Raw genomic sequence first — 26,999 nt, forward strand, 5'->3', positions numbered from 1 at the left:
CGACCGCGCCAACCAGAGGAATTCGACATGGCCCCGACACCGCTCAAGATCGCGAACCTGATCGCCGCCGAGATCAAGGCGACCTCCGCGCAGGTTTCCGCCGCCGTGGCGCTCATCGACGAGGGCGCGACGGTGCCCTTCATCGCGCGCTACCGCAAGGAAGTGACCGGCGGCCTCGACGACACGCAGTTGCGCACGCTGTCCGAGCGACTGACCTATCTGCGGGAGCTGGAGGCGCGCCGCGCCTCGATCCTCGAATCGATCGCGGGGCAGGGCAAGCTGACGGACGAGCTTTCGGCGAAGATCGCCGCCGTCACGACCAAGGCGGAGCTTGAGGACATCTACCTGCCCTACAAGCCCAAGCGCCGTACCAAGGCGGAGATCGCCCGCGAGCGCGGCCTCGGCCCGCTCGCCGAACAGATTCTCGCCGACCGTGCGCCGGTGCCGGCGGAGCTGGCCGAAACGTTCCTCTCGGCCGAGGTGCCGGATGTCAAGGCGGCGCTGGAGGGCGCACGCGACATCGTCGCCGAGCAGTTCACGGAAAATGCCGATCTCCTCAAGCGCCTGCGCGACTACATGAAGGACAATGCCTTCCTGCGCTCGCGGGTCGTCGAGGGTAAAAAGGAGGCCGGCGCGAAGTTTTCCGACTATTTCGACCATACCGAACGCTGGGCGACGGTGCCCGGCCACCGGGCGCTCGCCATGCTGCGCGGCTGGAACGAGGAATTCCTGTCGGTCGACATCGTCGTCGACCAGGACAGCACCGAGGCCGTCAAGCCGGTGGAGCGCATCATCGCCTCCTTCTATGCCATCGGCACGAAGCCCGGCGACAGGTGGCTGGCCGAGGTGATCGGCTGGACCTGGCGGGTGAAACTCTCCATGTCGCTCTCGCTCGACCTGATGCGCGAGATGCGTGAACGCTCCGAGGAGGAAGCGATCCGCGTCTTTGCCCGCAATCTCAAGGACCTGCTGCTCGCCGCCCCCGCCGGCACGCGCGCCACGATGGGCCTCGATCCCGGCATCCGCACCGGCGTGAAAGTCGCCGTCGTCGACAATACCGGCAAGGTGGTCGAGACGACGACCGTCTATCCCTTCCCGCCGAAGAACGACGTGCGCGGCACGCAGGCGGAACTTGCCAGCCTCATCCGCAAGCACAAGGTCGAGCTGATCTCGATCGGCAACGGCACCGGCAGCCGCGAGACGGAACGGCTGGTTGCCGACATGCTCGCGCAACTGCCTGCGCCCAAGCCCACCAAGGTCATCGTCTCGGAGGCCGGCGCCTCGGTCTATTCCGCCTCGGAAACGGCGGCCGCCGAATTTCCCAACCTCGACGTCTCGCTGCGCGGCGCCGTCTCCATCGCCCGCCGCCTGCAGGATCCGCTTGCCGAACTGGTGAAGATCGAGCCGAAGTCGATCGGCGTCGGCCAGTACCAGCACGACGTCGACCAGGGAAAACTCTCCCGTTCGCTGGATGCGGTGGTGGAAGACGCGGTGAACGCCGTCGGCGTCGATCTCAACACCGCCTCCGCGCCGCTGCTCGCGCGCGTCTCCGGCCTTGGAAAATCCTCGGCCGAGGCGATCGTCGCGCATCGCGATGCCAACGGCCCGTTCGAAAGCCGCAAGGAACTGATGAAGGTCCCGCGCCTCGGCGCGCGCACCTTCGAGCAGTGCGCCGGCTTCCTGCGCATCCCGAACGGCAAGGAGCCGCTCGATGCCTCCTCGGTGCACCCGGAAGCCTATGGCGTCGCCAAGAAGATCGTCGCGGCCTGCGGGCGGGACGTGCGCACGCTGATGGGCGACAGTGCGGCGCTGAAGACGCTCGATCCGAAGGTGTTCGTCGACGAGCGTTTCGGCCTGCCGACGGTGAAGGACATCCTCGCCGAACTGGAAAAGCCCGGCCGCGACCCGCGTCCAGAATTCCGGACCGCGACCTTTGCCGACGGCGTCGACGACATCAAGGACCTCAAGGTCGGCATGCTGCTGGAGGGCACGGTGACGAACGTCGCCGCCTTCGGCGCCTTCGTCGATATCGGCGTGCACCAGGACGGGCTCGTGCACGTCTCCCAGCTCGCCGACCGCTTCGTCAAGGATCCGCACGAGGTGGTGAAGGCCGGCGACGTGGTGAAGGTGCGCGTCACCGAGGTGGACGTGCCGCGCAAGCGCATCGGCCTCACCATGCGCAAGGACGGCGGCGCGCCGGCCGCCCGCGACAATGCCCCGCGGGGCGACCGGAACGCCCAGATGAAGCCGAAATTCAGCCAGGCGGCACCCAAGCAGCAGGCACCCGCGCAGGGCGCCTTCGGCGCGGCGCTGGCCGAGGCGATGAAGCGAAAATAAGGCAAGCCCCAGTTTTCCTAATGGCTGTCGGCAGAAATCGTCGTTTGTCCTGAACCGCCCCGCCGTCCATTGTTGCGGCGTGGGCGGGCTCAAACGGGCCGGGCCGCAAGGCGCGGCCAGCATCCGACAGACAGGAAAGCAGACATGACGATCACGATTTCGCGCCGGCAGGCCATGGCCGGCGCTCTTCTTGCCATTCCCGCGGTTTCGGCGCTGACGGCCGGCACCGGCCTTGCCGCCGGCGGGGACCGCGCGCAGCGGCTTGCCGCGCTGGAGGCGCGTCACGGCGGGCGCATCGGCGTTGCCATACTTAATCTCGCGACAGGCGCGCGCCTCGGTCACAACACGGAGGAACGCTTCCTGATGTGCAGCACCTTCAAGGCGTTGCTGGCGGGCCACATCCTCGCCCGGGTGGACCGGGGCGAGGAGACGCTGGACCGGCGCATCGTCGTGAAGGAAGCGGACCTCGTGGACTGGTCGCCGGTGGTGGAGAAACGTGTCGGCGGGGAGGGTATCTCGATTGCCGAACTCTGCGAGGCGACGATCACGCTCAGCGACAATGCCGCCGCCAACCTGCTGCTCGCCGCATCGGGCGGGCCGAAGGCCGTCACGGCGTTCCTGCGCGGTTTCGGCGACACGGTGACGCGGCTCGACCGCACGGAGCCGACGCTCAATTACCATGAGGCGCCAGACGACGAGCGCGACACGACGACGCCGACCGCCATGGTGGAAACGCTGCGCAGGCTGCTCTTCGCGGAGGTGCTGTCGGCCCGCTCGAAGGCGCAGCTTGCCGCCTGGCTGGTGATGAACAAGACGGGCGACACGCGGCTGCGCGCCGGTTTCCCGGCCGGCTGGATGACCGGCGACAAGACCGGCACGAACGGCGACAAGGCCGGCAATGCCAACGATGTCGCCGTCGCCTGGTCGCCGGACCGCGGCGCCGTCATCGTCGCCGCCTTCTGCGAAATCCCCGGCATTTCCGGCGACGCGCGCAATGCCGTCATCGCCGAGATCGGGCGCATCGCCGCCGAGGTCTGAGACGGGGGCGCCGTCCTTGCGGCGGCGCTTCAGCCCTCCAGCTCGCCCTTGAGCGCCGAAAGAACGCTCATCGCGTGGCCGGCATACTGGCTGATCCAGCGGTCGTGGATCGCCTGGATCGGCAGGGCATTGAGGTGGTTCCAGCGTTCGCGCCCCTCACGGCGGGCGACGATCAGGTCCGCCTCTTCCAGCACCTTCAGGTGCTGCATGACCGTGCAGCGGTCCATCTCCGCGAAACGCTCGCACAGTGCGCCCGTCGTCAGGGGCGCATCCTTGATCGCATCCAGCATCTGCCGCCGTTTGCCATTGGCCAGCGCCTTGAAAACGGCGTCCTCTTTCGATTCGCTTGACATGTTATATTTTTATAACATATTTTGGCGGCAGGCAAGATCGAGAGGGGCAGTACGCCCCGGGAGGAGGACGGCATGACGCTGGAATTTCGTGTGAATGGGCGCATCGGCAAGCCGGTCGCCGAGGTCTTCGACGCGGTGGTCAATCCGGAAAAGCTCAGCGGCTACTTCACGACCATCGGCGGGTCGAGCGCCCCGCTGGTCGAGGGCACGACGGTCACCTGGTGGGGCATGGCCCCGGTCATCGTCGACAGGGTGGAGGAGAACGCGCTGATCGTCTTTCGCTGGGATGCGATGGTGGATGAGGGGGAGGCGCCCTACAAGACGCGTGTCGAGATGCGCTTCAAACCGCTGGAGGACGGCGGCACGATGGTGACCATCGCCGAGACCGGCTGGCGCGACAACGCCCGCGGCCAGAAATCGTCCTACATGAACTGCGAGGGCTGGTCGCAGATGCTGGCCTGCATGAAGGCCTATGTCGAATACGGCATCAACCTGCGCGAGGGCTACTACCCGAGCGAGCTCAAGGGCGTCGTCGCCTCCGAGCAGCAGGATTTCACATGAGACGGGAGGTTGCCATGACGGCTGAAATCAAGGGCGGCATCAACATCGCCATGAAGGTCCCCTCGCACCAGTACGAGGCGACGCTCGCCTTCTACCGCGACGTCGTCGGGCTGGAGCCCTTCGACGACAAGGCCCCGGCAAGGGGCTTCCTGCTCGGCCCGAACCGGCTGTGGATCGACGAGGCGCCGGGCTACAGCCAGGCGGAGGTGTGGCTGGAGCTCTTCACACCCGACCACAAGGTCGCCCTCGGCCATCTGGAGCGGAACGGCGTCGTGCGCTGCGATCCCATCGAGGATCTGGGCGCGGGCTTTCGCGGCGGCTGGGTGATGAACCCGGCCAATATCGTGCACATGGTGCGCGAGCCCGACGCCTGGTGACGAAGACGGTCCGGGGACGGGCGCAAGGCCGCCCCCGGAAAATGCCTCAGATGGCGGCGGGCGGCGTCAGGCCGTCGGCGGCGGCCATCGGCACAGGCTGGTCGGCCGGCGCCTGGTGCTGCAGCACGACGACGCGGCTGCCGGTCGGCACGCGGCCGTAGAGGTCGATGATGTCCTGGTTGAACAGGCGGATGCAGCCGCTCGACACCGCCTTGCCGATCGACCACGGCTCGGACGTGCCGTGGATGCGGAAGAGCGTGTCCTTGCCGTCCTTGTGCAGGTAGAGCGCGCGCGGCCCGAGCGGGTTGGTCAGCCCCGGCTCCATGCCGCCGGCCCATTTCAGGTTCCGCTCCGGCTCGCGCGCGATCATGTTCTGGGTGGGCGTCCAGCGCGGCCATTCCGCCTTGCGGCCGATGCGCGCGCCGCCCTCGAACTCCAGCCCCGCCTTGCCGACGCCGATGCCGTAGCGCATCGCCATGCCGTCGCCCTGCACGAGGTAGAGGAAGCGGTTCTGCGTGTCGATGACGATGGTGCCGGCCGGCTCCGCCGTCTGGTAGGCGACCTGCTGGCGGAAATATTTCGGATCCACCTTGCTGATATCCATCGCCGGCAGCGGGAAGCGCTCTTCGGGATGCGGCCCGTACATGGCGACATGCATCGGGTCCGGTCCCTTCTTCACCGGCTTGGCGGTGGTGGCGCAGCTTGCAAGCGTCGCCGCAAGGGCAAGGAGGGCGAGGGGGCGGAGAGCCGCGAAAGCGCGGGCGCGGGACACACACATGAAGGGGGCACCTGTCGTTCTTCAATTCCGGAATCTGGCTTGAAAGCCTTGCGCGGGGTTCTTTGTCGGCAAAGCGGGCACCGGCGCGGCGAGAAAAAAGCGAAACTGTGGCAATGGCTTGGGTGTGTCCCTGCGGCCACGCGTCGTTCCGCCGCATGCTGCGGCCCGCTTGCCCCGGCGCCGGTGAGGGCGTAAGGCTTTGACCATGCAATGGAGTGAGGAAGCCATCGTTCTCGGCGTGCGGCGCCACGGCGAAAGCTCTGTCATCGCCGAGGTGATGACGCGCAGCCGTGGCCGGCATCTCGGCATGGTGCGCGGCGGGCGCTCGCGGACCATGCAGCCGGTGCTCCAGCCCGGCAACTCGGTCGACGTCACCTGGCGCGCGCGGCTCGACGAACATCTCGGCGAGTTCCGCATCGAGCCGCTGGAGCTGCGCGCCGGGCGGCTGATGGAGACGGCGACCGCCGTCTACGGCGTGCAGGCCATGGCGGCGCTGCTGCGCTTCCTGCCGGAGCGCGACCCGCATCCCCATCTCTACGAGGCCCTTTCCGTCATCCTCGACCACCTGCACGAGCCGGCCGATGCCGGCGAGCTCTTCGTGCGCTTCGAGCTTGCCGTGCTCAACGACCTCGGCTTCGGCCTCGACCTCTTCGAATGCGCCGCCACCGGCACGCGTGAGGATCTCTGCTACGTCTCGCCGAAATCGGGCCGCGTCGTCTCGCGCGCGGCCGGCGCGCCCTGGGCGGACAAGATGCTGGCGCTGCCGGCCTTCCTCGGCGACGAGAGCCGGCACGCTGCCGATGCCGCCGCCCTTGCCGACGGCTTCCGGCTGACGGCCTTCTTCCTCAACCGCCATGTCTGCGAGCCGCGCGGGCTGGAACTCGCCAGCGCCCGCGACGGCTTCATCCAGGCGGCGCTGAAGGCGCTCGGCGCGCCGCGACACGATCAACCCGAAGAGGCGCATGCATGACGGTCGAAATCTATCCGGGGCTGACGGTCGCCGGCGTCGGCACGCTGCCGCTTGACGTGGTGAGACGCGACGGCGGGCTGAAGGTGTTGCAGGCGATGCTGGCCGGGGATCTGCCCGCTCCGCCGATGGCCAAGACGCTCGCCTTCAGCCTGACGGAGGTGGAGGACGGCCGCGTCGTCTTTGCCGGCCTGCCGTCGGCCGATCATCTCAATCCGCTCGGCACGGTGCATGGCGGCTGGACGGCGACGGTGATGGATTCGGCGCTCGGCTGCGCCGTCTTCTCCGTCGTCAGGCCGGGCGAGGCCTATACGACGATCGAGTTCAAGCTGAACCTCGTGCGCCCCGTCCTGCCCGGCATGGGCGAGGTGTTCTGCGAGGGCAGGATCGTGCATCGCGGCCGCACCATCGCCACATCCGAAGCCTGGCTGCGCGATGGAAGCGGCAAGCTGCTGGCCCACGGCACGGAAACCTGCGCGATCTTCCCGATCGAAAACCTGATGCGCTGATTCGGGCCTGTCATCGGCCGGTTCGGGTGGAAAGCACTTCCCAATGCGCGCGCGTCGCGGCGAAGTCGCCGCCGGCTTCGACGATCTCGACGACATGGCTGAACCGGTCGCCCTCGCCGGCCAGCCGGAGGCGGACCGTGCCGGCCTTCGCGTCCGCCGCCACGTCCCGGATGCCGTCCAGGCGGGTGGGACGGCGCGCTCCGGTCCGGGTGCCCATCGGCCGGCCGGCGACCGGCATCCATGTCAGCGTGCCGTTTTCCATCACCAGCGGCGCGGCGCCGAACGCGACGGGCATCCAGTCCTCCTCGCCATCGGCCGAAAAATGCGCGACATGGAGGGTGCCGTCATCGAGGCGTTCCGGCTGCCCGGCGTGGTTTGCGACCAGTTTGTAGAGGTGCCCGCCATCGCCGCAATAGGTGACCACGCGGCCATGCCCGTCGATGCGGCAGGCGAGGGCATAGGCATGGCCGAAGCCGTCCTCGGGCCGCCGGTCCCCTTGCGGGACGTCGGCGTTGCGAAGGATCTGGGACATGGCGGGCTCCGGACTGGTATCGGGAAGAGGCTATTGTGCCCGCCTTGTATGAAAACCGTGCGACAAGCTGAAGAGAACGCCGGCCTCAAACGTAACCCCGTTTAGTCTTTGGAAAAAACCGGGTAGTCTTCGCGCCCGGACAATGCCCGTGTTGGAGTCGCAATGCTCGAAATCCTCTCTCTGGTCGCTCTCGGCCTGGCGCTCTATACCCTCAATGCATCGCGAAACAGTGCGCAGAAACTCGGCGAAGAGGTGATGCGGCTGAAGCGCGAGGTCGAAATGCTGAAGGCCGGGGGCCTGGCCGCGCCGGTGGAGGCGGCGACCGCCGACACGGCCGAGGCCATCCGCGAGGAGGACGCCGAGGAGGAGGAGGCGCCGGCCGATTTCGCGAGCCCCTGGGCCGCCGCGCAGACGGCTGGCACCGACGAGGCCGCGAAGGGCCGCGCGATCTTCGGCGGCAGTACGCCCGCCGTTCCGGCCGAAGCCGTTGCGAGCGAGACTGCGGAGGAGGCTGCCGCGACGGCTTCCGCCGTTCCCGCGGCTGCGGCAAAGCCGAAGGAGAGCTTCGAAAGCCGCATCGGCGCGCGCTGGGCCGTCTGGGTGGGCGGCATCGCGCTGGCGCTCGGCGGCATCTTCATGGTCAAGTATTCCATCGAGGCGGGGCTGCTCAGCCCGGCGGTGCGGCTGTCGCTTGCCGCCGTCTTCGGTCTCGTTCTGATGGCGGTGGGCGAGTTCGTGCGCCGCCGCACCCTGCCGGTCATCGCCAATGCCTTCCAGAACGCCATGATTCCCGGCGTGCTGACGGCGGCCGGCGCCATCACGCTCTTCGCCGTCACCTATGTCTCCTATGAGTTCTACGGCTATTTCGGCCCGCTGACCGCCTTCGTGCTGCTTGCCGCCGTTTCCTTCGCGACGATCGGCCTGTCGCTCCTGCACGGGCAGGCGCTTGCCGGCCTTGGCCTGCTCGCCTCCATGGCCACGCCCGCGCTGGTCGCGACCGAGGAACCGAGCGCCTGGGGCCTTTTCGGCTTCCTCTCGGTCGCCTGGCTTGCCACCTTCACTGCCGCGCGCATCCGCCGCTGGCAGGTCGTGCCGGCACTCGCCAATGCCGGCATGGCGCTCTGGGCGGTGCTCTATCTCTCGCAGGCGAGCGCGGTCGAGGTCCTGCCGGTGCTTCTCGCCATGCTCGTTCTCGCCGTCGGTCATGGCCTCCTCTGGCCGGGAAATGTCACGGCGGACGACATGCCGCCCGCGACGGGCGCTGCCTCCGCCGATCCGCTGGACCGCCTGTTCGCCCCGCCGGCCGTCGCGGTATCGCTGACCGGCGCCCTTGCCCTGGTCTTCCCGGCATTGGTTCTGGCCAATGCCGTTCCGGCGCTGTCCCGGGCGGATTACGGTTTCGCCGCGGTCGTGATGGCGCTCGCCGTGCTCGGCGCGCTGCGCGGCTGGGCGGTCTATCCGGCGCTCTTTTCCGCCATCGCGGCGGTGGTCGGCGTCGGTGCGATGGTGGTCTCGCCGGGCGGCTTGCTGTTCGAGGATTTCTCCACGCTCGCCCCGCCGACGCTGGAGGGCGCGTCGACATTGCCGGTACCGGTGCTCGGCCTCGTGCCGGTCAACCTGCTGCTGGCCCTCGCCGTCGCCTATGCTGCGGTCGGCCTTGCGGCGGTGCGCCTGCGCCTGGCAGGGTCTTCCGCCTTTGCAGCGCTCTGGAGCCTCATCGCCCCGGCGGTGCCCTTCGCCATCCTCGCCATGAGCTTCCTCAATTTCGGCAATCTCTCCTTCGATCTGAAGCATGGCCTGCTTGCGGTGGTGCTCGGCCTTGTCTTCCTCGCTGCTGCGGACGCCTTTTCCCGCGGGCGGGGAGAGGAGGAGGGTGTCTTCCTTCCGCAATGGGCGCTCGTCGCCGGCGGCTTCGCCTTCCTCGTGCTGGCGCTGCATGCCATGACGGACGGCCTTGCCACGACGATCGGCATTGCGGTCCTCGGCGCCGCCGCCGTCTTTTCGACGCGCCTTCGCCGCTGGCCGGTCCTGCCCTGGCTGATGGCCGGGGCGGCCGCGATTGTCGCCGGCCGCATCGGCTGGGAGCCGACCATCGTCGGCGCGGCAAACCTTTCCAAGACGCCGGTCTTCAACCAGTTGCTCGCCGGCTACGGCATTCCGGCCGCTCTGCTCGCGCTCTCGGCCTTCGAGCTTCGCCGCTGGCCGGGAACGCAAATCCGCAATCTCCTGCAGGCGCTGGCCAGCCTCTTCCTTCTGCTGACGGCGGCGATCCTCGTGCGGCACGGCATGAACGGCGGCGTGCTCGACAGTTCCGTGCCGACGCTCGGCGAACAGTCGATCTACACGCTGCTGGTCATCGGCGCTTCGGCGATCCTGATGTCGCTCGACCTGAAATCGCCGAGCCCGGTCTTCCGCTACGGCTCCATGGTGGTCGGCGGGCTCTCGATCCTGTCGATCCTCAGCGCCCATTTCGTCGGCCTCAACCCCTATTTCACCGGCGAACTGCTCGGCAAGTGGCCGGTCCTGGATCTGCTCTTCGTCGGTTACCTCCTGCCCGGCATCGCCTATGGCGGCCTTGCCTTCCATGCGCGCGGCCGGCGGCCGATGCCCTATGTGATCATGCTGGCGCTGACCGGCGTGGCGCTCGCCTTCGCCTGGGTCACGCTCAGCGTGCGCCGCTACTGGCATGGCGAGGGCATCGCCGACTGGAAGGGGTTCCTCCAGCCGGAGACCTATACCTATTCGGTCGTCTGGCTGCTGCTCGGCGTGCTGCTGCTGGCGGTCGGCTCGAAGTTCGATTCCAAGAGCATCCGCCTTGCCTCCGCCGGCCTCGTGCTGATCGCGGTCATCAAGGTCTTCCTGATCGACATGGCCAATCTCGAAGGCATCCTCCGGGCGCTTTCCTTCATCGGGCTGGGCGCGGTGCTGATCGGCATCGGCCTGTTCTACCAGCAGATCCTCTCGGGAAAGTCCGGGACCGGCGAAAAGGCGGAATTGAACGCCGAGGCGTGACAGGCTAGGTCATGGGCAACCACTTGCGGATCGCCCATGACCTTCGCCTGCCTCGCTGCTGCCTTTTCGCCCCTCGGGCCCCTTGCCGAGCGCCTGCTGCCGCAGGCCTTTTCCGCCGATGACGGCTCGCACGACGCCGCGCACCTCATCCGCGTCTGGAAGAGCGCGCGCCGCATCCAGGCGGAGGAGGGCGGCGACCCGCGGCGGCTGGCGGCCGCCGTGCTGCTGCACGATTGCGTGGCGGTGGAGAAGAATTCGCCGCTGCGCGCCGAGGCCTCGCGCCTTGCTGCCGAGAAGGCGGCCGGCCTGCTTGCCGCCGAAGGCTGGAGCAAGGAGGACGTGGCCGCCGTCGCCCATGCCATCCTCACGCACAGCTTCTCCGCCAATCTTGCCCCGCAGACGCTGGAGGCAAAAATCCTGCAGGATGCGGACCGGCTCGATGCGATCGGCATGATCGGCGCCGCGCGCTGCTTCTACATTGCCGGCCGCATGGGCAGCGGCCTCTATGATCCCCTGGATCCGCTCGGCGAAAACCGCCCGCTCGACGACAAGGCCTTCGCCATCGATCATTTCGAGGTCAAGCTGTTCAGGCTGGCGGAAGGGTTCCAGACGGCGGCGGGCGCGCGCATGGCGGGGGAGCGGACGGAGCGCCTGCGGGCGATCCGCGCCATGCTGCTGGATGAAATCTGAAGAAAAACATGCTTTTGTGCCGCCGTATTGAATCTGTCCGGCAGGCCGTTGAATCAACGTTTCAGGAAAGGTCGCCCGCATGAAGGTCGAGGGTCTCAACATTCACCCGCTGAAGAGCGGCCGGGCCATCCCCGTCGAAAGCGCCGGCGTGCGCCTCGACGGCCTTGCCGGCGACCGGCGCTTCATGGTCGTCGAGCCGGACGGCCGCTTCATCACCCAGCGCGAGCTGCAGGCGCTGGCCCGCGTCGAGGCGACGGCGGTCGGCGAAAGCCTGCATCTCGAAATGGAGGGCCGCCAGCTCCTTGCCAGCTTCGATCCCGAGGATCGTCTCGACGTGACCGTCTGGGACAGCCCGGTCAATGCCGCCGTCGCCGACGAGGCCGTCAACGACGTCCTGTCGGACTGGCTCGCGCGCCCGGTCAGGCTCGTGCACATGGATGCGCGGGCCGAGCGGCTGGAGGGCGAGGACTGGGCCGGCAGCCCGGCGCCGGTCGCCTTCGCCGACGGTTTCCCCATCCTCGTCACGACCACCGGCTCGCTCGCCGACCTCAACCGCACCCTTCTCGCCAAGGGCCAGGAGCCCGTCGGCATGGACCGCTTCCGCACCAACATCCTCGTCTCCTGCGACGAGCCCTGGGCGGAGGACCTGTGGGAATCGATCGAGATCAACGGCATCGCCTTCGATTTCGTCAAACCCTGCGCCCGCTGCATCATGACCACGCAGGACCAGATGACCGGCGAGCGCATCGGCGGCAACCCGATCCAGGGCCTTGCCGAAAAGCGCATGTCCGCCGACCGCCGCGTGCCCGGCGTGCTCTTCGGCTGGAACGCCGTGCCGCGCGGCGAGGGCGAGGTCCGCCTCGGCGATACGGTGCGCGTGACGCGGACGCGCAGCGAGCGCTGGCCGATGAAGGTGCGGGCTTAAACCCACCCGCGTCGCTTGAAGTAGAGGAACGGCATCAGCGCCGAGATGATCATCAGGCCGATCGCGTAGGGGTAGCCGAAGTGCCATTGCAGCTCCGGCATCAGCTCGAAGTTCATGCCATAGGCCGAGGCGACCAGTGTCGGCGGCAGGAAGACGACCGAGGCGACGGTGAAGATCTTGATGATCTGGTTCTGCTCCAGGTTGATGAGGCCGAGCGTCGCGTCGAGCAGGAAGTTGATCTTGCCCGACAGGAAGGCGGCGTGGTCGCCGAGCGAGGCGGCATCGCGCTGCACCAGCTTGACGAGCTGGCGGATTTCCTTGGAGGGCCGGCGGGTCGGGTTCTCCACCGCCGCATGATAGGCGACGAGGCGCGAGATGCTGACGAGGCTTTCGCGCACGCCGCTGAGGAAATCGCCCTTGCGGCCGAGCTGCTCGATCAGCGCCTCCAGGTCGCGCGTCTTCTTGGTGGAGGAACCCGTCTTGCTGCGGAAGACCTCGCGCGAAATGCCGTCGATCTCGTTGCCGAGCCGTTCCAGCACGTCCGCCATGCGGTCGATGACCGCCTCGATGACGCCGAGCATCACGTCCTCGCCGGTCTCGTAGCTGTGGCCGTTGCCGCGCAGCGCCCGGTTGCAGAAGGTGGTGAAGGGCTTTGCGTCGGCATGGCGCACCGTCACCAGCGTCGGGCCGGTGAGGATGAAGGTCACCGGCATCTTCGTCGGTTCGTCGCCGTCGAGATTGGTGAGCGCCGTCATCGTCATGAATTCCGCGCCGTCCTCTTGGTAGAGGCGGGCGGAAAGCTCGATATCCTCCATCTCCTCCCGCGTCGGGATGGAAATGTGGAGCGCCGCCTCCACGTCCGTCACCTCTTCGGGCGTCGGGCTCAGGAGGTCGTACCAGAGGGCAGGGGCGATCGCCTGCTCGATGGCCGGGTTGGAAATTTCACGCAGGCAGAAGCGGTCCGCCCTGCGGGCATAGATTTGCAGCATGCTTCACTCCTTGAGGCATTCTCGCCGTCCGGAGCAAAGCCTTTTCGGGGCTCCTACCGGATCGGTCGCTCGATTGCTCTCGATAGTCGACTGTCGGGGTCCATGATCTTATCCGGGTTCGGTTGGCGCTATGTGACGCCTGACGGGGGCATGCGCTCAAAATGCCGTGGCGTCAAGCACATCCGGTGGGGCGCGGCGTGGCGGGCTTTCATCAATCCGGCTGATCGTCCGGTCAATTAAATTCGCTTTTGTTCATGCATGGCGCGGCGTAGGGTCCGGGCCTGATTTCCGGAGACGCACCATGTCCACCCCATCCGTCGTTGCGGCACCTGCCGCCAGCCGGCCCATGCCGTGGCTCATCATTCTCGCCGGCTCGCTGATCGCGGTGCTCACCTTCGGCCCGCGCTCGGCGATGGGCTTCTTCCAGTTGCCCATGCTGCAGGATACCGGCTGGGACCGCACCACCTTCGGCCTCGCCATGGCGCTGCAGAACCTTGCCTGGGGCGTCAGCCAGCCGTTCTTCGGCGCCATCGCCGACAAGTTCGGCACCTGGCGCGTGCTGCTCGTCTCGGGCCTCGTCTATGCGCTCGGCCTGTTCCTGATGTCGCTCGGCACCTCGCCGCTCTGGCTGCATGTCGGCGGCGGCGTGCTGGTCGGCCTCGGCGTCGGGGCCGGCTCCTTCGGCATCCTGCTCTCGGCCTTCGCGCGCAATGTGACGCCGGACCAGCGCTCCATGGCCTTCGGCATCTGCACGGCGGCGGGCTCGGCGGGCATGTTCCTCTTCGCGCCGCTGTCGCAGGGCCTCATCAGTGCCTATGGCTGGTCGGACAGCCTCGTCTATCTCGGCGTGCTGATGCTCATCGTGCCGCTGCTCGGTATTCCACTGCGCGGCAACTCCTCTTCCGGCATCACCGCGGCGAGCGAATACAAGCAGACCATCGGCGAGGCGCTGCGCGAGGCGCTCGGCCATCGCAGCTACGTGCTGCTGGTCGCCGGCTTCTTCGTCTGCGGCTACCAGGTCGCCTTCATCACCGCGCATTTCCCGGCCTATCTCGGCGATATCGGCATCGATGCGCGCTATGCCGTCATCGCGCTGGCGCTGATCGGCTTCTTCAACATCATCGGCTCGCTCGCCGCCGGCTTCATCGGCCAGCGTTATTCGAAGCCCTATTTCCTCGCCTATATCTACCTTGCCCGCTCGGTCGCGGTGGCGGCCTTCATCCTCCTGCCGAAGTCGCCGGCCTCGGTCATCGTCTTCGCCATCGTCATGGGCCTGCTCTGGCTTTCCACCGTGCCGCCGACCAACGGCCTCGTCGCCATCATGTTCGGCACGAAGCATCTCGGCCTGCTCGGCGGCATCGTCTTCTTCTCGCACCAGGTCGGCTCGTTCCTCGGCGTGTGGATGGGCGGCTATCTCTACGACCATTTCGGCACCTACGATCCGGTCTGGTGGCTCGGCGCGGCGCTCGGCATCTTCGCGGCGATCGTGCACTGGCCGATCGAGGAGAGGGGCGTCGCACGCCCGGCCGCCGCCTGATCCGGAACCTTGCCCCGCCCGAAGGAATTCGGACGGGGCTTCTTGCAAACCGTCACAAAAGTTTCTAAATCTGAACCACCGGCAATGCCGGTTTTGTTTTGGAGCTATTATGCTCAGATTGAGCAAAATAGCCTTTCCGCCGGAGGGCGGCGGAAGAAAGGGAGGGTTCCATGACCGTTCTGGCCCAGCATGCGGGGATGGCCGAAGCCGCTCGTCCGCTCACCGCCGCGGAGCGCTTCGGCGTCGTCGAGAAACCGGACCTCGCCTTCACGCCCGAGATCGCCCGCGAGACCGAGCACCTCTACGAGAAGGTGAAGCAGTTCATCCCCGCCTTCGAATGGCCGGTCTATGCGCCCTATGTCGCCGCCATCAACCGGCTGAAGAAGGAGCGCGGCGCGGTCATCCTCGCGCACAATTACCAGACGCCGGAAATCTTCCACTGCGTCGCCGACATCGTCGGCGATTCGCTGCAGCTCGCCCGCGACGCCACCAAGGTGGATGCCGAGATCATCATCCAGTGCGGCGTGCATTTCATGGCCGAGACCTCCAAGCTGCTGAACCCGGAAAAGACGGTGCTCATTCCCGACGCCAAGGCCGGCTGCTCGCTGTCGGATTCGATCACCGGCGAGGACGTGCGCCTGCTCAAGCAGCGTTATCCCGGCGTGCCGGTCGTCACCTATGTCAACACCTCGGCCGACGTGAAGGCGGAGACGGACATCTGCTGCACCTCCTCCAACGTGCTCGCCGTCGTCGAGAGCCTGGAGAGCGATACGGTGCTCTGCATCCCGGATGAGTACCTGGCGATGAATGTCGCCAAGCAGACGAACAAGAAGATCCTCACCTGGAAGGGCCACTGCGAGGTGCACGAGCGCTTCACGGCAGCCGAGCTGCTCTCCTACAAGGAGGCCCATCCCGGCATCGAGATCATCGGCCACCCCGAATGCCATCCCGACGTCATCGCCGTCTGCGATTTCGCCGGCTCCACCTCGGGCATGATCAACTATGTGAAGGACCACCGTCCCTCGCGCGTGCTGCTCGTCACCGAATGCTCCATGGCCTCCAACATCCAGGCCGAGCTGCCGGGCGTCGATTTCGTCAAGCCGTGCAATCTCTGTCCGCACATGAAGCGCATCACGCTGCCGAAGATCCTCGACAGCCTGGTGCACATGACGGAAGAGGTCGTGGTCGACCCGGCGATCGCCGATCGCGCCCGCCTTGCCGTCGAGCGGATGGTGAACCTGAAGCAGTAGAGTAGCGCGTCAGCGCGAAATTTCGAGAAAGGCAGCGCCGAAGAGCCATTACGCCGATCCGTTGCCGCTGCCCCTCATCCCCTGCCGGGACCTTCTCCCCGCAAGCGGGGAGAAGGCGGAAAGCGGCGAGCCCAGCGCTCCTCGCCCCGCTTGCGGGGAGAGGATGCCGGCAGGCAGGTGAGGGGCATACTGGCGGACCGAAGCGTCGGAGGAGTATGACATGCCCATTGATAGTTTCCGCCCGCAATCCTGGAACGGCATCGACGATATCGTCATCGTCGGCGGCGGCCTGGCTGGCCTCTTCTGCGCGCTGAAACTCGCGCCGCGTCCCGTCACCATCCTCGCCGCCGCGCCGATCGGCCAGGGGGCGTCCTCCGCCTGGGCGCAGGGCGGCATCGCGGCGGCGATGAGCCCCGGCGACACGTTCGAAAAGCACGTTGCCGACACGCTCGAAGCCGGTGCCGGCATCGTCGACGAGAAGATGGCGCGCTTCATGGTCTCCGAAGGCCCGGCGCGCATCCATGACCTCCTCGAATATGGCGTGCCTTTCGACCGCGACCTCGAAGGCAAGCTGCTGCTCTCCCGCGAGGCCGCCCATTCGGAGCGCCGCATCGTGCGCGTCAAGGGCGACATGGCCGGCAAGGCCATCATGGAGGCGCTGATATCCGCCGTGCGGAAGACGCCGTCGATCCGGGTTCTCGAAGGTTATGTCGTCGAGGAGCTGGTGCGCGAGGGCCGCTTCATCTCCGGCGTCGTCGCACGGCCGGATGCCGGCCAGTCGAAGAACCGCGTGCATTTCCCGGCCCGCGCCGTGGTGCTCTGCTCGGGCGGCGTCGGCCATCTCTATGCCGTCACCACAAATCCGTGGGAGGCCTGCGGCCAGGGCGTCGGCATGGCCGCGCGCGCAGGCGCCATCATCGCCGATCCGGAATTCGTGCAGTTCCACCCGACGGCCATCAACATCGGCCGCGACCCGGCGCCGCTCGCCACCGAGGCGCTGCGCGGCGATGGCGCGCACCTCATCAATTCCGCCGGCCACCGCTTCATGCTGGATATCCACGAGGACGGCGAGCTCGCCCCGCGCGACGTCGTCTCGCGCGGCGTCTTTGCCGAGGTGCAGGCCGGTCGCGGCGCCTTCCTCGATTGCACCAAGGCTGTCGGCGCCCATTTCCCGGACATGTTCCCGACGGTCTACGCCTCCTGCATCGCCGCCGGCATCGATCCCGTCACCCAGCCGATCCCCGTCGTGCCCGCCGTGCACTACCACATGGGCGGCGTGCTGACGGATGCGGAGGGGCGCACCTCGATCGACGGCCTGTGGGCGGCCGGCGAGGTCACTTCCACCGGTGTACACGGCGCAAACCGCCTTGCCTCGAACTCGCTGCTCGAAGCCGTGGTCTTCGCCGCGCGCATCGCGGAAAACATCAAGGGCATGCTGCCGGAGCCGAAGATCAACGACTGGGGCAAGAATGCCGGCGAGAGCGACGACCTCGTCACCATCGAGGACAGCCCGGCGCTGAAGCGCCTGCGCCGCGTCATGAGCGACCATGTCGGCGTCATCCGAAGCCGCGAGGGCCTTGCGACGGCGATCCGCGAGATCGCCGCGCTGGAGCGCGAAAACAGCCGCATGCGCTTCCACAACATCGTCACCACCGCAAAGCTCATCGCGACGGGCGCCTATCTGCGCGAGGAAAGCCGCGGCGGCCACTTCCGTTCCGATTTCACCGAGCAGAAGGCGGACTGGAAGCACCGCACCTTCCTCACCCTCGCCGATGCCGAGAAGGTGGTTGCGGACCTTTCGGAAACGGCGGCGGCTTGAGGCTTGGCAAAAATTGACAATCGCTCTTCCCACGCTAGAATCGGGCGAAAGGATCGCACGATGCCGACGCTGAATGTCAGCCTGACCCCGGAATTCACCGATTTCATCGAGGAAGCCGTCGCAAGCGGCTCCTATGTCTCGGCAAGCGAGGTCGTGCGCGATGCGTTGCGCCTGATGCGCCAGGAGCAGGAAAGCGAGGCGGCCAAGCTCGCGCTCCTGCGCAAGGCGGTCGATGCCGGGCTGGCTCAGTCGGAGCGGGGCGAGTTTTCCGGCCGCTCCGTCACGGACATATTCACCGCTGCCATCGGCGAGAAATGACCGTTCGGCTGACGGTTGAGGCCGGGCGGGACCTTGCGGAGATCGCGCGCTACACGGTGACGGCCTTCGGCGTTGCCCAGGCCATGCACTATGCCGCGTTGATCGAGCATGCCATGGGCCTCCTGGCTGAAAACCCGCTCCGGCCGGCGTCGCGTGCCCGCGACGAGCTTCGCCCCGGCGTGCGCTCCATGCATCTTTCCCGCGCCGCAGCCCGGCGCCACGCCGCTGCGCATGTCCTTTATTATCATCTTGTCGCGGGCCCGGATGAGGCACAGGATATCGTCATTCTCCGCGTCCTGCATGAACGCATGGAGCCGCTGAAGCGGCTCGTCGACGCCAACAGCCCTGAAAAGGATTCTCCGCCATGACCACCCCCTATCTCCCCGTTCTCTCGCCCCTGATGGTGGAGGACCAGGTGCGCGCGGCGCTGTCGGAAGACCTTGGGCGCGCCGGCGACATCACCAGCCAGGCGACCATCGCGCCGGAGCGTTCGGCGCGGGCGGAACTGAATGCGCGCGAGGACGGCGTCGTCGCCGGCCTCGATCTCGCCCGCGCGGCGTTCCGGTTGATGGATCCCGAAATCCGCTTCGAGGCCTTCGTGGAGGACGGCGACCGGCTTGCGCCCGGCACGGTGATCGCGCGGGTTTCCGGCCCCGCCCGCGCCGTGCTTTCGGCCGAGCGGGTGGCGCTCAACTTCCTCATGCACCTTAGCGGCGTGGCGAGCTACACGGCGCGTTTCGCCGCCGAGATCGCCCATACGCCGGCCACGGTCTGCTGCACGCGAAAGACCATTCCGGGCCTGCGCGCGCTCGAAAAATATGCGGTGCGCATGGGCGGCGGCTCGTCGCACCGTTATGGCCTCGACGACGCGATCCTCATCAAGGACAACCACATCGCCGTCTCCGGCGGGGTCGCCGGCGCCATCCATGCCGCGCGCGCCTTCGCCGGCCATCTCGTCAAGGTGGAGGTCGAGGTGACGACGCTGGAGGAACTGGAGGAGGCGCTGGAGGCGCAGCCGGACGTCATCCTGCTCGACAATATGGGGCCGGAGCTCCTGCGCCGCGCCGTCGAGATCAATCGCGACTGCGCGGGGCTGAGCGAGGCGACCTATGCCGCCGATCCGCGCCGCGTGAAGCTGGAAGCCTCCGGCAACGTGAACATCAAGACCGTCCGCGCCATCGCCGAAACCGGGGTCGACTACATCTCGACCTCCAAGATCACCATGGCCGCGCCGACGCTCGACATCGGCCTCGACGTCGTCGTGAGCTGACCCGTCCGGAACACCCCGGCGGACGATGCGTTCCGGTTCCATGGACAATGGCAATCGGAAGGATGCATCATGTGGAAGATCGTTGCAGGCGCGGTACTGGCCGCCCCGCTCATGAGCCTGCCCGCCGCCGCCCAGCAGGCGACGGATACGGCGCGGGCGAATTTCGTCGATCGTGACGGCAAGGAGACCGGCCGCGCGCAGGTGACCGCCGGCCGCGACGGCGTGCTGTTCGAGGTGGAGGTTTCCGGCCTCGAGCCGCGCAAATGGGTGGCGCTGCACATCCACGAGAACGGAACCTGCGAACATGCGGGCGGCCACGAATCGGCGGGCGGCCATTTCAATCCGGATGAAAAGAGCCACGGCTTCGTCTCGGCGGACGGTCCCCATGCCGGCGACCTGCCGAACCAGTATGTCGCCGAGGATGGCGTGCTGCGGGCGCAGGTCTATTCGACGATGGTGCGCCTCGACGATGCCGAGCGCGGCATCCGCGGCCGCGCGCTCGTCGTGCACGCCGGCTCGGACGACTACCGCACCGATCCGGCAGGCGGCGCGGGCGACCGTCTCGCCTGCGCCGTGATCGAATAGGGCCTACTCGGCCGGGGCCGCATCCGGCTCCGGCCCGCCGGGCTTCTGCCCGAAGGCGATGCGCACGCGGCGGTTCATTTCCCGCGTCGTCTTGAACCATTGCGGCGTCGACACCCAGTAGCGCAGCGTCAGGATGGCCGCGCTTTCCTCCAGGCTGTCGACGAAGACCTGCGGCGGCGGCACGGATTCGATCATGGGATCTTGCTTTGCGATCGACAGCAGCCGGTCGATCTCGTCATCGATGTCGCGGTCGTTCGGCACTTTCACCTGGAGATCGTGCTTGCGGGTGCGTTCGCGGCTGTAATTGGTGACGGGCGTGTTCCAGAGCGTCGAATTCGGCGCCAGGCGATAGAGGCCGTCGCTTGTCCTGAGTTCGGTGGCGAAGAGCCCGACTTCGGTGATCGTGCCGGAAACGTCCTTCGTCTCGATATATTCGCCCACCCGGAAGGGGCGCAGCACCAGAAGCATGATGCCCGCGGCGATGTTCTGCAGCGTGCCCTGGAGGGCGAGGCCGATCGCGAGGCCTGCGGCACCGAGAGCGGCGATGATCGAGGCCGTCTGCACGCCGAACTGGCCGAGCACCGTCACGAAGACGAGCACGAGCACCGCATAGCGCAGGATGTTCGCGAAGAAATGCGCGAGCGTCGCATCGATGCCGCGCACATGCGAAAGCCCGGTGAGCGCCCAGCGGTGCAGGATGCGGGAGAGAAACCAGCCGAGCACGAGCAGCACCATCGCGCCGAGGATGGAGAAGGAATATTGCACGGCAAGCGCGCTTGCCTGCGCCAGCGCCGCCCGCGTTGCGACGATGATGTCGGTTGCCTGTTGTTCCATGAACCTTTCCCCGTTGATATCGAAGGGGAAATGGCAGGATGCAGGATAAGTTCCGGCTAGCGCATGCCGACCTTGAGCCCCGGGGCCGGTCGCTCCTCCAGAATGCGGCGGCGGAAGCGGAAGAGCGCGGCGGGGCGCCCGCCGGTGGCGGCGGTGGAGCCGCCCGTCGCCTCGACCAGTTCGGCGCCCTCGACCAGCCGGCGGAAGTTCTGCTTGTGCAGGTGCCGTCCGGAGATCGCCTCCACCGTCGCCTGCAGCTCCGTGAGCGTGAATTCCGGCGCCATCAGCTCGAAGATCACCGGGCGGTACTTGATCTTGCCGCGCAGCCGCGCCATCGCGGTCGCAAGGATCCGGCGGTGGTCGTGGCGCATGGCGATGCCGGGCGCGGGGTGGCACGATCCGGTGCGCCCGTCCGTCACCGCCTCCTCGGCAAGGCCGGCCTCGTAGAGAAGCTCGTAGCGTTCCAGCACGCGCTCCTCGTCCCAGGGGAAATCGTCCAGGCCGAAGGCGAGGCGCAGGCGCGTGCGCATCGAAGGCAGGGCGCTTGCCCGTTCCTCGCGCGTGTTGTCGGCCGCAAAGGCCTTCAGGGCGGGCAGGATGAGCTGGTCGATCAGCGCCGGCCGTCCCTGCCGCCAATCCTCCCAGGGAAGGTAGGTGTACCAGTCGCGCCAGGCAGCGCCGGCTTCCGCCAGCCGCTCGTTCGCCTCCGCATCGGTGCGGGTGAGGGCGATATAGCCGACGGAGACCATGTGCGTGCCGGCCTCGTCCGGCAGCTTCTGGCGGCCGCGGTCGCCGAAGGTGTAGAGCTGCTCGATATAGCCGAGCTTCAGCGCCGTCTGCGCCTCGACGCTGGCGCGCAGGCTCGTCTCGAAGGTGCGGTGCTGGCGCGGGTCGAAGGGGCCGAAGGGCAGGGCATCGCGGCCGCCCGCGCCCCCGCCGATGGCGAGGATGCAGGGGCTGCGGCCGGAAATCGCGACGACCGCCGCGTTGAGGCCGATCTCGACCGGCGGGCGGGCGCGGCTCTCCGTCATGGCTGCAGCGTCTGCGGCGCGGCGGAAAAGACGAAGGGGCTGTCGCCGACATAATCGGCTCCGCGGCCGATGGCCCGGACGGCGGCGACGAGCCGCCCGCCGCGCGACAGCACATGGTCGCCGATCTCGACCAGCCGGGCATTCGGCGTCGCCTGCACGGAGGCGCGGCGAAGGCGCATTGCGAGGTCGTGCTCGTCCTGGTCCGGTTCCACGGCGAGCGCGGCGATCAGCGCGGCGGCGGGGGAGCGGGAAACGCCCATCATGCAATGGACGAGCAGCGGCGCCTGCTGGTCCCAGCCGCGCGCAAAGCCGACGATCGCGGCCACATGCTCCTCGCCGGGCGCGACCAGGTCGCCGGTGCCGGCAAAGGCGATGTCGTTGACGCCGACGATCAGGTGGCGGTCGGCGGCGATGATGGCCGGGCGGTGGAAATTCTGCTTCGGCGCGACAAGGCTCAGCATGTCGCGGCAGCGGTGGCGCACGGCCAGTTCCGCGATCTTTCCGAGCGGCGCGACGACGATCGTACCCATCGCGTCACACCGCCGCGGCGAGCGGGCCGCGCTCCCGCTCCAGCGCTTCGAAGCGATCGGCGAAGCGCTGCTGCGCGAGGGTGGCGGGCAGCGGCGCGATCTCGATCATCTCCAGCGTGATGCCGCGCGGCGCGCCGAAGAACTTGACCGCCTCGGCATGGGAGAAGCCGGCAAGCTCCGTCGCCTCGAAGAAGGCGGCGACCTGGTCGGCCTTCTTGATCTTCGCCTTCAGGCTCGCGGGGGTGGCGGGCGGCAGGCCGAAGCGCAGGTGCACGGCCGCCTCCAGCCGCTTCTCCACCGTCTTGTAGCCGCCGCCGACCACCGCCTTGAAGGGCGAGATCATGTCGCCGATCACGTATTCCGGCGCGTCATGCAGCAGCGCCATCAGGCAGTCGTCGGCATTGCAGCGGTTCTGCTGGCGGAAGATCGCCTCGACGACCAGCGAATGCTGCGCGACCGAAAAGGCATGGTCGCCGTTGGTCTGGCCGTTCCAGCGCGCGACGCGGGCCAGCCCGTGCGCGATGTCGGACAGCTCGACGTCGAGCGGCGAGGGATTGAGCAGGTCGAGGCGGCGGCCGGACAGCATGCGCTGCCAGGCCCGGGGCTCCGTCTTGGCGCGGGCGGCTCCGCTCATTGCGCCGGCACCTCGGCGGTTTCCTGCGGGAAGGCGAGGCCCGTCCATTGCGGCAGGGCGACGGTGACGGGCATGCCGTCTGCGGTGATCGGCGTGCCGCCATGGATGGCGTAGGCCGCGCGGTCGATGCGCACGATGGCAAGGCCGCGCGTGCTGGACACGCTGCCGAGCGTGCCGATCGGCTTGCCGCCGGCCAGAAGCTCGGTGCCCGTGGCGGGAAGGGCGGTCTCGCCGCTGACGATGACGGGACGGCGGCGCGCTGTGCCGCGGTGCTGCATGCGGGAGACGACCTCCTGGCCGATATAGCAGCCCTGGCGGAAGGAAAGGCCGCCGGTGAGGTCGAGCAGCACATCGTGCGGGAAGGCATCGCCGAGCGCATAGTCGCGGCCGGCCTCGACGAGGCCTGCGCCGATGCGCAGGGTTTTGTAAAGCGCCGGGTCGTCGCTGCCGCCCGAGCCCGGGCGGCGGGAGACGGCAAGGCCTGCCTTCGCGAACCGGCCGTCCTGCGGGGCGTCCGCCTCGGGCGCGTCCCAGCTTATCGTCACCTCGTTCCCCTCGACGGCGGCGAGGTCGACCGCGGCGCGCAGCTTGTACATGGTCAGCCGCTTCAGCAGCGCATCGCGCTGCTCGTCCGCCGTCTCGATCAGGAAGGCGCCGTCGCCGTCGCGGCTTATCAGGAAGTCGAACAGGATCTTGCCCTGCGGCGTCAAGAGGGCGCCGGGGCGGATCTCGCCGGCCGAGAGGTCGGGCAGGTTGGTGGTGATGAGCGATTGCAGGAAGGTTTCGGCATCGGCACCGGAAATGCGGAGGAAGGCGCGGCCGGAAAGCGTGACGGAAGGCATGATTCGATCCAGGTTTTGCGCCCGCCGGCACCATGCGGCAGCGGGCGGTGCATGATCGCACCCGTTGAAACAGAGGTAGAACGACCGGGCGCCTTTCGCAAGGTCGCGCCGTCTTGCCCTCTGCTTCCGGATGGGCCAGCGCCTGGAGCGAGGCCTTGTAGGGCTCAGTCGCCGGTGACGAAGAACTTCCACTGGCCGTCCGGCGTGATGCCGACGCGGTAGAAATTGTAGCTGCCGAATTCCTTCATGTCGGCGAAGTCGCCGGCCGTCACGATGCGCAGCAGCTCCACCTTTTCCGGCGGCGTCAGCGTTGCGAGCGGCTTTTCGGCGAAATAGGGCCAGACATAGAGCTCCTCCGCCGTCCCCTTGCCGACATGCACGAAACCGGTCGCCAGCACGTCGAGCAGGATCGCCAGCACCTCGATGCCTTCGTCGTCGCCCGACTGGCCCTTGAGGGTCTCGATGGGACCTTCGTCGGTCTCGACGATCGAGACCTGCGTTTCCGTCATGCCCTTGCCGAGAAGGGGGCGCAGGCGCTCGATATCGCCGGAGGCGGCGGCCTCCACGATGAGCTCGCGCATGCGGCGCACGGGCTCCGGTGCCTTGGCGATGTCGGAGAAGAACTCGACCGGAACCTCCGGTTCGTCGGCGGCCTTGTCGCCCGTGGCGGGCGCGCCGTCGGAGGGCTCGGTCACGGCCTGATCGCGGCGAATCAGCGGGTCGGGCATCGGCAGTTCGAGAGGGCCGGTCTCTTCCTGCTCCTCCTCGACGGACGGCGTCTCGCCGTCCTCGGCCGGGGGCTGCTGCACCTGGCCCTGTTCGTCCTTCAGCTCGCTGAGGGCAAAGGCAGGGCGGACGGGCGCCACCAGCGCCGTCGTCGCGAAAAGCACCGACAATACGATGAGGCTGCTGCGAAACAGCGTTTTGCCGTCAGGCGACGTCTGCATGACCTGTCTTTCCAGCCTATTGCAGGATGCGCTCGGGGGAGAATTCTCCGGCCAGCATGCGCTCGCGCAGCGATTCGAGCATCGCCTCCGCGCCATGTTCGCCATGGATGCGGATCGTCTCGCGCATGGCAAGCGCGATGGCGGCATCGGCGATGATTTCCGGTTCGATGCCATCAGCCATGCCGTCGGCCCAGGCCTCGTTCTGGTATTCCAGAGCGGCCTGCATCTTCTCGTGCACGATCATCTCGTCGATATCGTTGAGAGTAGGTTCCATTGATCGGTCCATGCGAGGCATTCAGTTCTTACTTGACTGTTAACGACCTTAGCAGCCTTTTCCCAAAACGGCACTGGGTCCTGTAAAAAGAGGTTAATTAACCGCTAATTTCCGAAGCGCGCGGTAATTTCTGTGGCAAGTGTTGCACCTTCGTTACGGTATCTCTCTTCTGCGACAACGGCCGAGTCGGTGCAAGCGGTATAGATGGCCGCGAAGGAACGATATCCACGGTTGAATGCGGCCGTCAGTTTTTCCTGCCTTTTCGGCTCGTTGGCGGCTTCCAGCTCGATGAGGCGCTGCATGGAGGCCCGCCAGCCGTCCTCGGGCTTGTCCATGCACAGATTGCGCAGGTAGTGCACGGCGCCGAGGATTTCCGAGAGCCGTTCCAGCCGTTCGTCATAGGGCGCCGGCTTTTCCTCGACGGCGGCCGCGGGCGGCGTTTCCTTGGCATCGCCCTTCTTCTGGGCGAAGGCGGGCGCGGCGAGCGCCAGGCCGAGGAGGAGAGCGAGCCGAATCACCGTCATGCGTCCTGTCCCGTCCGTTCCGCTTCGAGGCGCCGGATGCATTCGCGCACGCTGTCCGGCGCCGGCAGCGTCTCGATCTCCTCGGCCGTATACCAGCCGACCGCCGCGGCATCGTCCGAGGCGACGGCGGTGGCCGTGGCATCTGCCTTCACCTTGAAGACCGAGAGGCGGAACGACGGGCTGCCGGGGCCGTCCTCGCGGCCGGGCAGGTCGTAGGTCGCGAAAAGCTTGGGTTTTTCGGCGCGGATGCCGGTTTCCTCGAAGAGTTCGCGCAGCGCCGTCTCGGCCGGCGTCTCGCCCTCTTCGCCGCGTCCGCCCGGAAAGGCGTACATGTCGGCAGAGGGCGGGTTGCTGCGCAGGACCAGGAGATAGCGTCCGTCACGCTCGATGATGGCGGAGGAGGCGGGCTGGGGCGTCTTGGATGTCTTCATCGCGGTCCGGTTCGGTTGCGCTCGATTGACCCCTTATAGGCAAAGTGCGATGACGATGCCATGTGTGGACGATTTGCATTGCTGGCCAAGCGGGATCTTGCGCGCGACTATTTCGACCTCGCCGACCTGGACGACCTGCCCGAGCGCTACAACATCGCCCCGACGCAACCGATCCTGGTCATCGTCGCGGGCGAACGGCAACAGCCCGGAAGCAACCTGCCGGAGCGCAAGGCCATGCTGGTGCGCTGGGGCTTCATGCCCGGTTGGGTGAAGGACCCGCGCGACTTCCCGCTGCTCATCAATGCGCGTGCCGAGACGGCGATCGGCAAGGCCTCCTTCCGCGCCGCCATGCGCCACCGCCGCATCCTCGTGCCGGCGTCCGGCTTCTTCGAATGGCGCCGGCCGGAGGGCAAGGGCGCCAAGGCACAGGCCTACTGGATCCGGCCGAAGAAGGGCGAGATCCTCGCCTTTGCCGGGCTGATGGAGACGTGGTCCTCGGCCGATGGTTCCGAGGTCGATACCGGCGCGATCCTGACCACGGCGGCGAACAACGACATCGCCCGCATCCACGACCGCATGCCCGTCGTCATCCGCCCGGAGGATTTTTCACGCTGGCTCGACTGCAAGACGCAGGAGCCGCGCGACGTGACCGACCTGATGAAGCCGATCGACGACGGCTTCTTCGAGGCGATCCCGATCTCCGACAAGGTGGGCAAGGTCGCCAATATGGGGCCGGATATCCTGGAGCCGGTGGAGGAGCGGGCCGAGGAAGCGCCGGCGGAAACGAAAAAGGGCGCAGACGCGCCCCCATCATCACCCGACCAGCTTTCGCTGTTCTGATATTCTGCCTGCAAGACGGTCTTGAAGCGGCTCAGTCGTAGAGCGGCTGGAGCACGGCCGGGATGTCGCGCTTGGGGCGCTTGTCCGCGGTCTTCGCCTCGGGCTTGCAGCGCGTGGCGGCCACGACGGCGGGCAGGCCGAGCGGCTTGTAGCGCGCCTGCAGGGTTTCGTTTGCCGCATGGTTCGGCGGCTGCTTTCTTACGGTCGACATTGTCTTTACTCCTGAAGTGTCAGGCAGCCCCGTATGAATCCCCCGGTTGCCACC

At 67.4% G+C, this 26,999-nt stretch carries 31 protein-coding genes; 17 read left to right on the forward strand and 14 right to left on the reverse strand.

Annotated features, from left to right (window positions below):
* Window positions 1-27: 27 nt before the first annotated feature.
* Complete coding sequence (locus tag EV665_RS04275) at window positions 28-2,337, forward strand: Tex family protein (protein WP_133033207.1); 2,310 nt, start codon at window positions 28-30, stop codon at window positions 2,335-2,337.
* A 144-nt stretch (window positions 2,338-2,481) separates the two neighbouring features.
* Window positions 2,482-3,375 carry a BKC/GPC family carbapenem-hydrolyzing class A beta-lactamase gene (bla, locus tag EV665_RS04280; RefSeq protein WP_133033208.1) on the forward strand — a complete coding sequence of 298 codons (894 nt, stop codon included), beginning with the start codon at window positions 2,482-2,484 and terminating at the stop codon, window positions 3,373-3,375.
* Window positions 3,376-3,404: 29 nt separating this feature from the next.
* On the opposite strand, the gene EV665_RS04285 is transcribed toward bla, so the two are convergent.
* The gene (locus tag EV665_RS04285; protein WP_133033209.1) at window positions 3,405-3,728 is read right to left on the reverse strand and encodes an ArsR/SmtB family transcription factor; all 324 of its coding nucleotides are present in this window, start codon (window positions 3,726-3,728) and stop codon (window positions 3,405-3,407) included.
* Between the two features lie 72 nt (window positions 3,729-3,800).
* Between EV665_RS04285 and EV665_RS04290 the strand changes: the two genes are divergently transcribed.
* Window positions 3,801-4,289, forward strand: coding sequence for an SRPBCC domain-containing protein (locus EV665_RS04290; protein ID WP_133033210.1), 489 nt, complete (start codon window positions 3,801-3,803; stop codon window positions 4,287-4,289).
* 14 nt (window positions 4,290-4,303) lie between these two features.
* A complete protein-coding gene (locus EV665_RS04295) occupies window positions 4,304-4,666 on the forward strand; it encodes a hypothetical protein (RefSeq protein ID WP_064329591.1) in 363 nt (120 codons plus the stop codon).
* A gap of 46 nt (window positions 4,667-4,712) precedes the next feature.
* Here EV665_RS04295 and EV665_RS04300 read toward each other — a convergent pair whose 3' ends face one another.
* Complete coding sequence (locus tag EV665_RS04300) at window positions 4,713-5,444, reverse strand: L,D-transpeptidase (protein ID WP_162852972.1); 732 nt, start codon at window positions 5,442-5,444, stop codon at window positions 4,713-4,715.
* A 205-nt stretch (window positions 5,445-5,649) separates the two neighbouring features.
* On the opposite strand from EV665_RS04300, the gene recO reads away from it, so the two are divergent.
* A complete protein-coding gene (recO, locus tag EV665_RS04305; protein ID WP_133033211.1) occupies window positions 5,650-6,414 on the forward strand; it encodes a DNA repair protein RecO in 765 nt (254 codons plus the stop codon).
* Window positions 6,411-6,920, forward strand: a complete 510-nt coding sequence (locus EV665_RS04310; RefSeq protein ID WP_133033212.1) for a PaaI family thioesterase — start codon at window positions 6,411-6,413, stop codon at window positions 6,918-6,920. Before recO ends, EV665_RS04310 begins: the two co-directional genes overlap by 4 nt.
* Window positions 6,921-6,930: 10 nt before the next feature.
* On the opposite strand, the gene EV665_RS04315 is transcribed toward EV665_RS04310, so the two are convergent.
* The gene (locus EV665_RS04315; RefSeq protein WP_133033213.1) at window positions 6,931-7,452 is read right to left on the reverse strand and encodes an alkaline phosphatase PhoX; all 522 of its coding nucleotides are present in this window, start codon (window positions 7,450-7,452) and stop codon (window positions 6,931-6,933) included.
* Between the two features lie 162 nt (window positions 7,453-7,614).
* On the opposite strand from EV665_RS04315, the gene EV665_RS04320 reads away from it, so the two are divergent.
* The 3 genes from EV665_RS04320 to EV665_RS04330 all read left to right on the forward strand — a co-directional run bounded on the left by EV665_RS04320 (window position 7,615) and on the right by EV665_RS04330 (window position 12,079).
* Window positions 7,615-10,464 (forward strand): DUF2339 domain-containing protein, encoded by a 2,850-nt coding sequence (locus EV665_RS04320; RefSeq protein ID WP_133033214.1) that lies wholly within the window; start codon window positions 7,615-7,617, stop codon window positions 10,462-10,464.
* Window positions 10,465-10,500: 36 nt separating this feature from the next.
* Complete coding sequence (locus EV665_RS04325) at window positions 10,501-11,154, forward strand: HD domain-containing protein (RefSeq protein ID WP_133033215.1); 654 nt, start codon at window positions 10,501-10,503, stop codon at window positions 11,152-11,154.
* Between the two features lie 79 nt (window positions 11,155-11,233).
* Window positions 11,234-12,079 carry an MOSC domain-containing protein gene (locus tag EV665_RS04330; RefSeq protein ID WP_133033216.1) on the forward strand — a complete coding sequence of 282 codons (846 nt, stop codon included), beginning with the start codon at window positions 11,234-11,236 and terminating at the stop codon, window positions 12,077-12,079.
* Here EV665_RS04330 and EV665_RS04335 read toward each other — a convergent pair.
* Window positions 12,076-13,068 carry a magnesium transporter CorA family protein gene (locus EV665_RS04335; protein ID WP_064329599.1) on the reverse strand — a complete coding sequence of 331 codons (993 nt, stop codon included), beginning with the start codon at window positions 13,066-13,068 and terminating at the stop codon, window positions 12,076-12,078. The genes EV665_RS04330 and EV665_RS04335 overlap by 4 nt on opposite strands.
* A gap of 301 nt (window positions 13,069-13,369) precedes the next feature.
* On the opposite strand from EV665_RS04335, the gene EV665_RS04340 reads away from it, so the two are divergent.
* The 7 genes from EV665_RS04340 (at window position 13,370) to EV665_RS04370 (ending at window position 19,847) form a co-directional block, all read left to right on the forward strand.
* A complete protein-coding gene (locus tag EV665_RS04340; protein WP_133033217.1) occupies window positions 13,370-14,605 on the forward strand; it encodes an MFS transporter in 1,236 nt (411 codons plus the stop codon).
* A gap of 170 nt (window positions 14,606-14,775) precedes the next feature.
* A complete protein-coding gene (gene nadA, locus EV665_RS04345) occupies window positions 14,776-15,855 on the forward strand; it encodes a quinolinate synthase NadA (RefSeq protein ID WP_133033218.1) in 1,080 nt (359 codons plus the stop codon).
* Between the two features lie 220 nt (window positions 15,856-16,075).
* Window positions 16,076-17,674 carry an L-aspartate oxidase gene (locus tag EV665_RS04350; protein ID WP_133033219.1) on the forward strand — a complete coding sequence of 533 codons (1,599 nt, stop codon included), beginning with the start codon at window positions 16,076-16,078 and terminating at the stop codon, window positions 17,672-17,674.
* A 60-nt stretch (window positions 17,675-17,734) separates the two neighbouring features.
* On the forward strand, window positions 17,735-17,992 hold the full coding sequence (locus EV665_RS04355; protein WP_206362200.1) for a type II toxin-antitoxin system ParD family antitoxin: 258 nt from the start codon (window positions 17,735-17,737) through the stop codon (window positions 17,990-17,992).
* Window positions 17,989-18,360 carry a type II toxin-antitoxin system RelE/ParE family toxin gene (locus EV665_RS04360; RefSeq protein WP_064329603.1) on the forward strand — a complete coding sequence of 124 codons (372 nt, stop codon included), beginning with the start codon at window positions 17,989-17,991 and terminating at the stop codon, window positions 18,358-18,360. Before EV665_RS04355 ends, EV665_RS04360 begins: the two co-directional genes overlap by 4 nt.
* A complete protein-coding gene (gene nadC, locus EV665_RS04365; protein ID WP_133033220.1) occupies window positions 18,357-19,262 on the forward strand; it encodes a carboxylating nicotinate-nucleotide diphosphorylase in 906 nt (301 codons plus the stop codon). The genes EV665_RS04360 and nadC overlap by 4 nt, the downstream gene beginning before the upstream one ends.
* Before the next feature lie 69 nt (window positions 19,263-19,331).
* Window positions 19,332-19,847 (forward strand): superoxide dismutase family protein, encoded by a 516-nt coding sequence (locus EV665_RS04370; RefSeq protein WP_133033221.1) that lies wholly within the window; start codon window positions 19,332-19,334, stop codon window positions 19,845-19,847.
* A 3-nt stretch (window positions 19,848-19,850) separates the two neighbouring features.
* Here EV665_RS04370 and EV665_RS04375 read toward each other — a convergent pair whose 3' ends face one another.
* The 9 genes from EV665_RS04375 to EV665_RS04415 all read right to left on the reverse strand — a co-directional run bounded on the left by EV665_RS04375 (window position 19,851) and on the right by EV665_RS04415 (window position 25,894).
* Window positions 19,851-20,681 (reverse strand): mechanosensitive ion channel family protein, encoded by an 831-nt coding sequence (locus EV665_RS04375; protein ID WP_064329606.1) that lies wholly within the window; start codon window positions 20,679-20,681, stop codon window positions 19,851-19,853.
* A 56-nt stretch (window positions 20,682-20,737) separates the two neighbouring features.
* Window positions 20,738-21,712 carry an NUDIX hydrolase gene (locus tag EV665_RS04380; RefSeq protein WP_064329607.1) on the reverse strand — a complete coding sequence of 325 codons (975 nt, stop codon included), beginning with the start codon at window positions 21,710-21,712 and terminating at the stop codon, window positions 20,738-20,740.
* On the reverse strand, window positions 21,709-22,242 hold the full coding sequence (locus EV665_RS04385) for a tyrosine phosphatase family protein (RefSeq protein WP_133033222.1): 534 nt from the start codon (window positions 22,240-22,242) through the stop codon (window positions 21,709-21,711). The genes EV665_RS04380 and EV665_RS04385 overlap by 4 nt, the downstream gene beginning before the upstream one ends.
* A gap of 4 nt (window positions 22,243-22,246) precedes the next feature.
* A complete protein-coding gene (locus EV665_RS04390; RefSeq protein WP_133033223.1) occupies window positions 22,247-22,876 on the reverse strand; it encodes a YfbR-like 5'-deoxynucleotidase in 630 nt (209 codons plus the stop codon).
* Window positions 22,873-23,718: a CAF17-like 4Fe-4S cluster assembly/insertion protein YgfZ gene (gene ygfZ, locus EV665_RS04395; protein WP_133033224.1), complete on the reverse strand. Its 846-nt coding sequence runs from the start codon at window positions 23,716-23,718 to the stop codon at window positions 22,873-22,875. The genes EV665_RS04390 and ygfZ overlap by 4 nt, the downstream gene beginning before the upstream one ends.
* Window positions 23,719-23,882: 164 nt before the next feature.
* Window positions 23,883-24,665 carry a hypothetical protein gene (locus EV665_RS04400; RefSeq protein ID WP_133033225.1) on the reverse strand — a complete coding sequence of 261 codons (783 nt, stop codon included), beginning with the start codon at window positions 24,663-24,665 and terminating at the stop codon, window positions 23,883-23,885.
* Window positions 24,666-24,681: 16 nt separating this feature from the next.
* Window positions 24,682-24,951 carry a hypothetical protein gene (locus EV665_RS04405; RefSeq protein WP_133033226.1) on the reverse strand — a complete coding sequence of 90 codons (270 nt, stop codon included), beginning with the start codon at window positions 24,949-24,951 and terminating at the stop codon, window positions 24,682-24,684.
* A 92-nt stretch (window positions 24,952-25,043) separates the two neighbouring features.
* Window positions 25,044-25,463 (reverse strand): TIGR02301 family protein, encoded by a 420-nt coding sequence (locus EV665_RS04410; protein ID WP_133033227.1) that lies wholly within the window; start codon window positions 25,461-25,463, stop codon window positions 25,044-25,046.
* A complete protein-coding gene (locus EV665_RS04415) occupies window positions 25,460-25,894 on the reverse strand; it encodes an NUDIX hydrolase (protein ID WP_133033228.1) in 435 nt (144 codons plus the stop codon). The genes EV665_RS04410 and EV665_RS04415 overlap by 4 nt, the downstream gene beginning before the upstream one ends.
* Before the next feature lie 60 nt (window positions 25,895-25,954).
* Between EV665_RS04415 and EV665_RS04420 the strand changes: the two genes are divergently transcribed.
* Entirely contained in the window at window positions 25,955-26,734 is a 780-nt protein-coding gene (locus EV665_RS04420) for an SOS response-associated peptidase (protein ID WP_064329615.1), read from the forward strand.
* A 31-nt stretch (window positions 26,735-26,765) separates the two neighbouring features.
* On the opposite strand, the gene EV665_RS04425 is transcribed toward EV665_RS04420, so the two are convergent.
* Window positions 26,766-26,945: a hypothetical protein gene (locus tag EV665_RS04425; RefSeq protein ID WP_064329616.1), complete on the reverse strand. Its 180-nt coding sequence runs from the start codon at window positions 26,943-26,945 to the stop codon at window positions 26,766-26,768.
* Window positions 26,946-26,999: the final 54 nt, after the last annotated feature.

The organism is Shinella granuli (assembly GCF_004341885.1).
GTDB classification, from domain to species: domain Bacteria; phylum Pseudomonadota; class Alphaproteobacteria; order Rhizobiales; family Rhizobiaceae; genus Shinella; species Shinella granuli.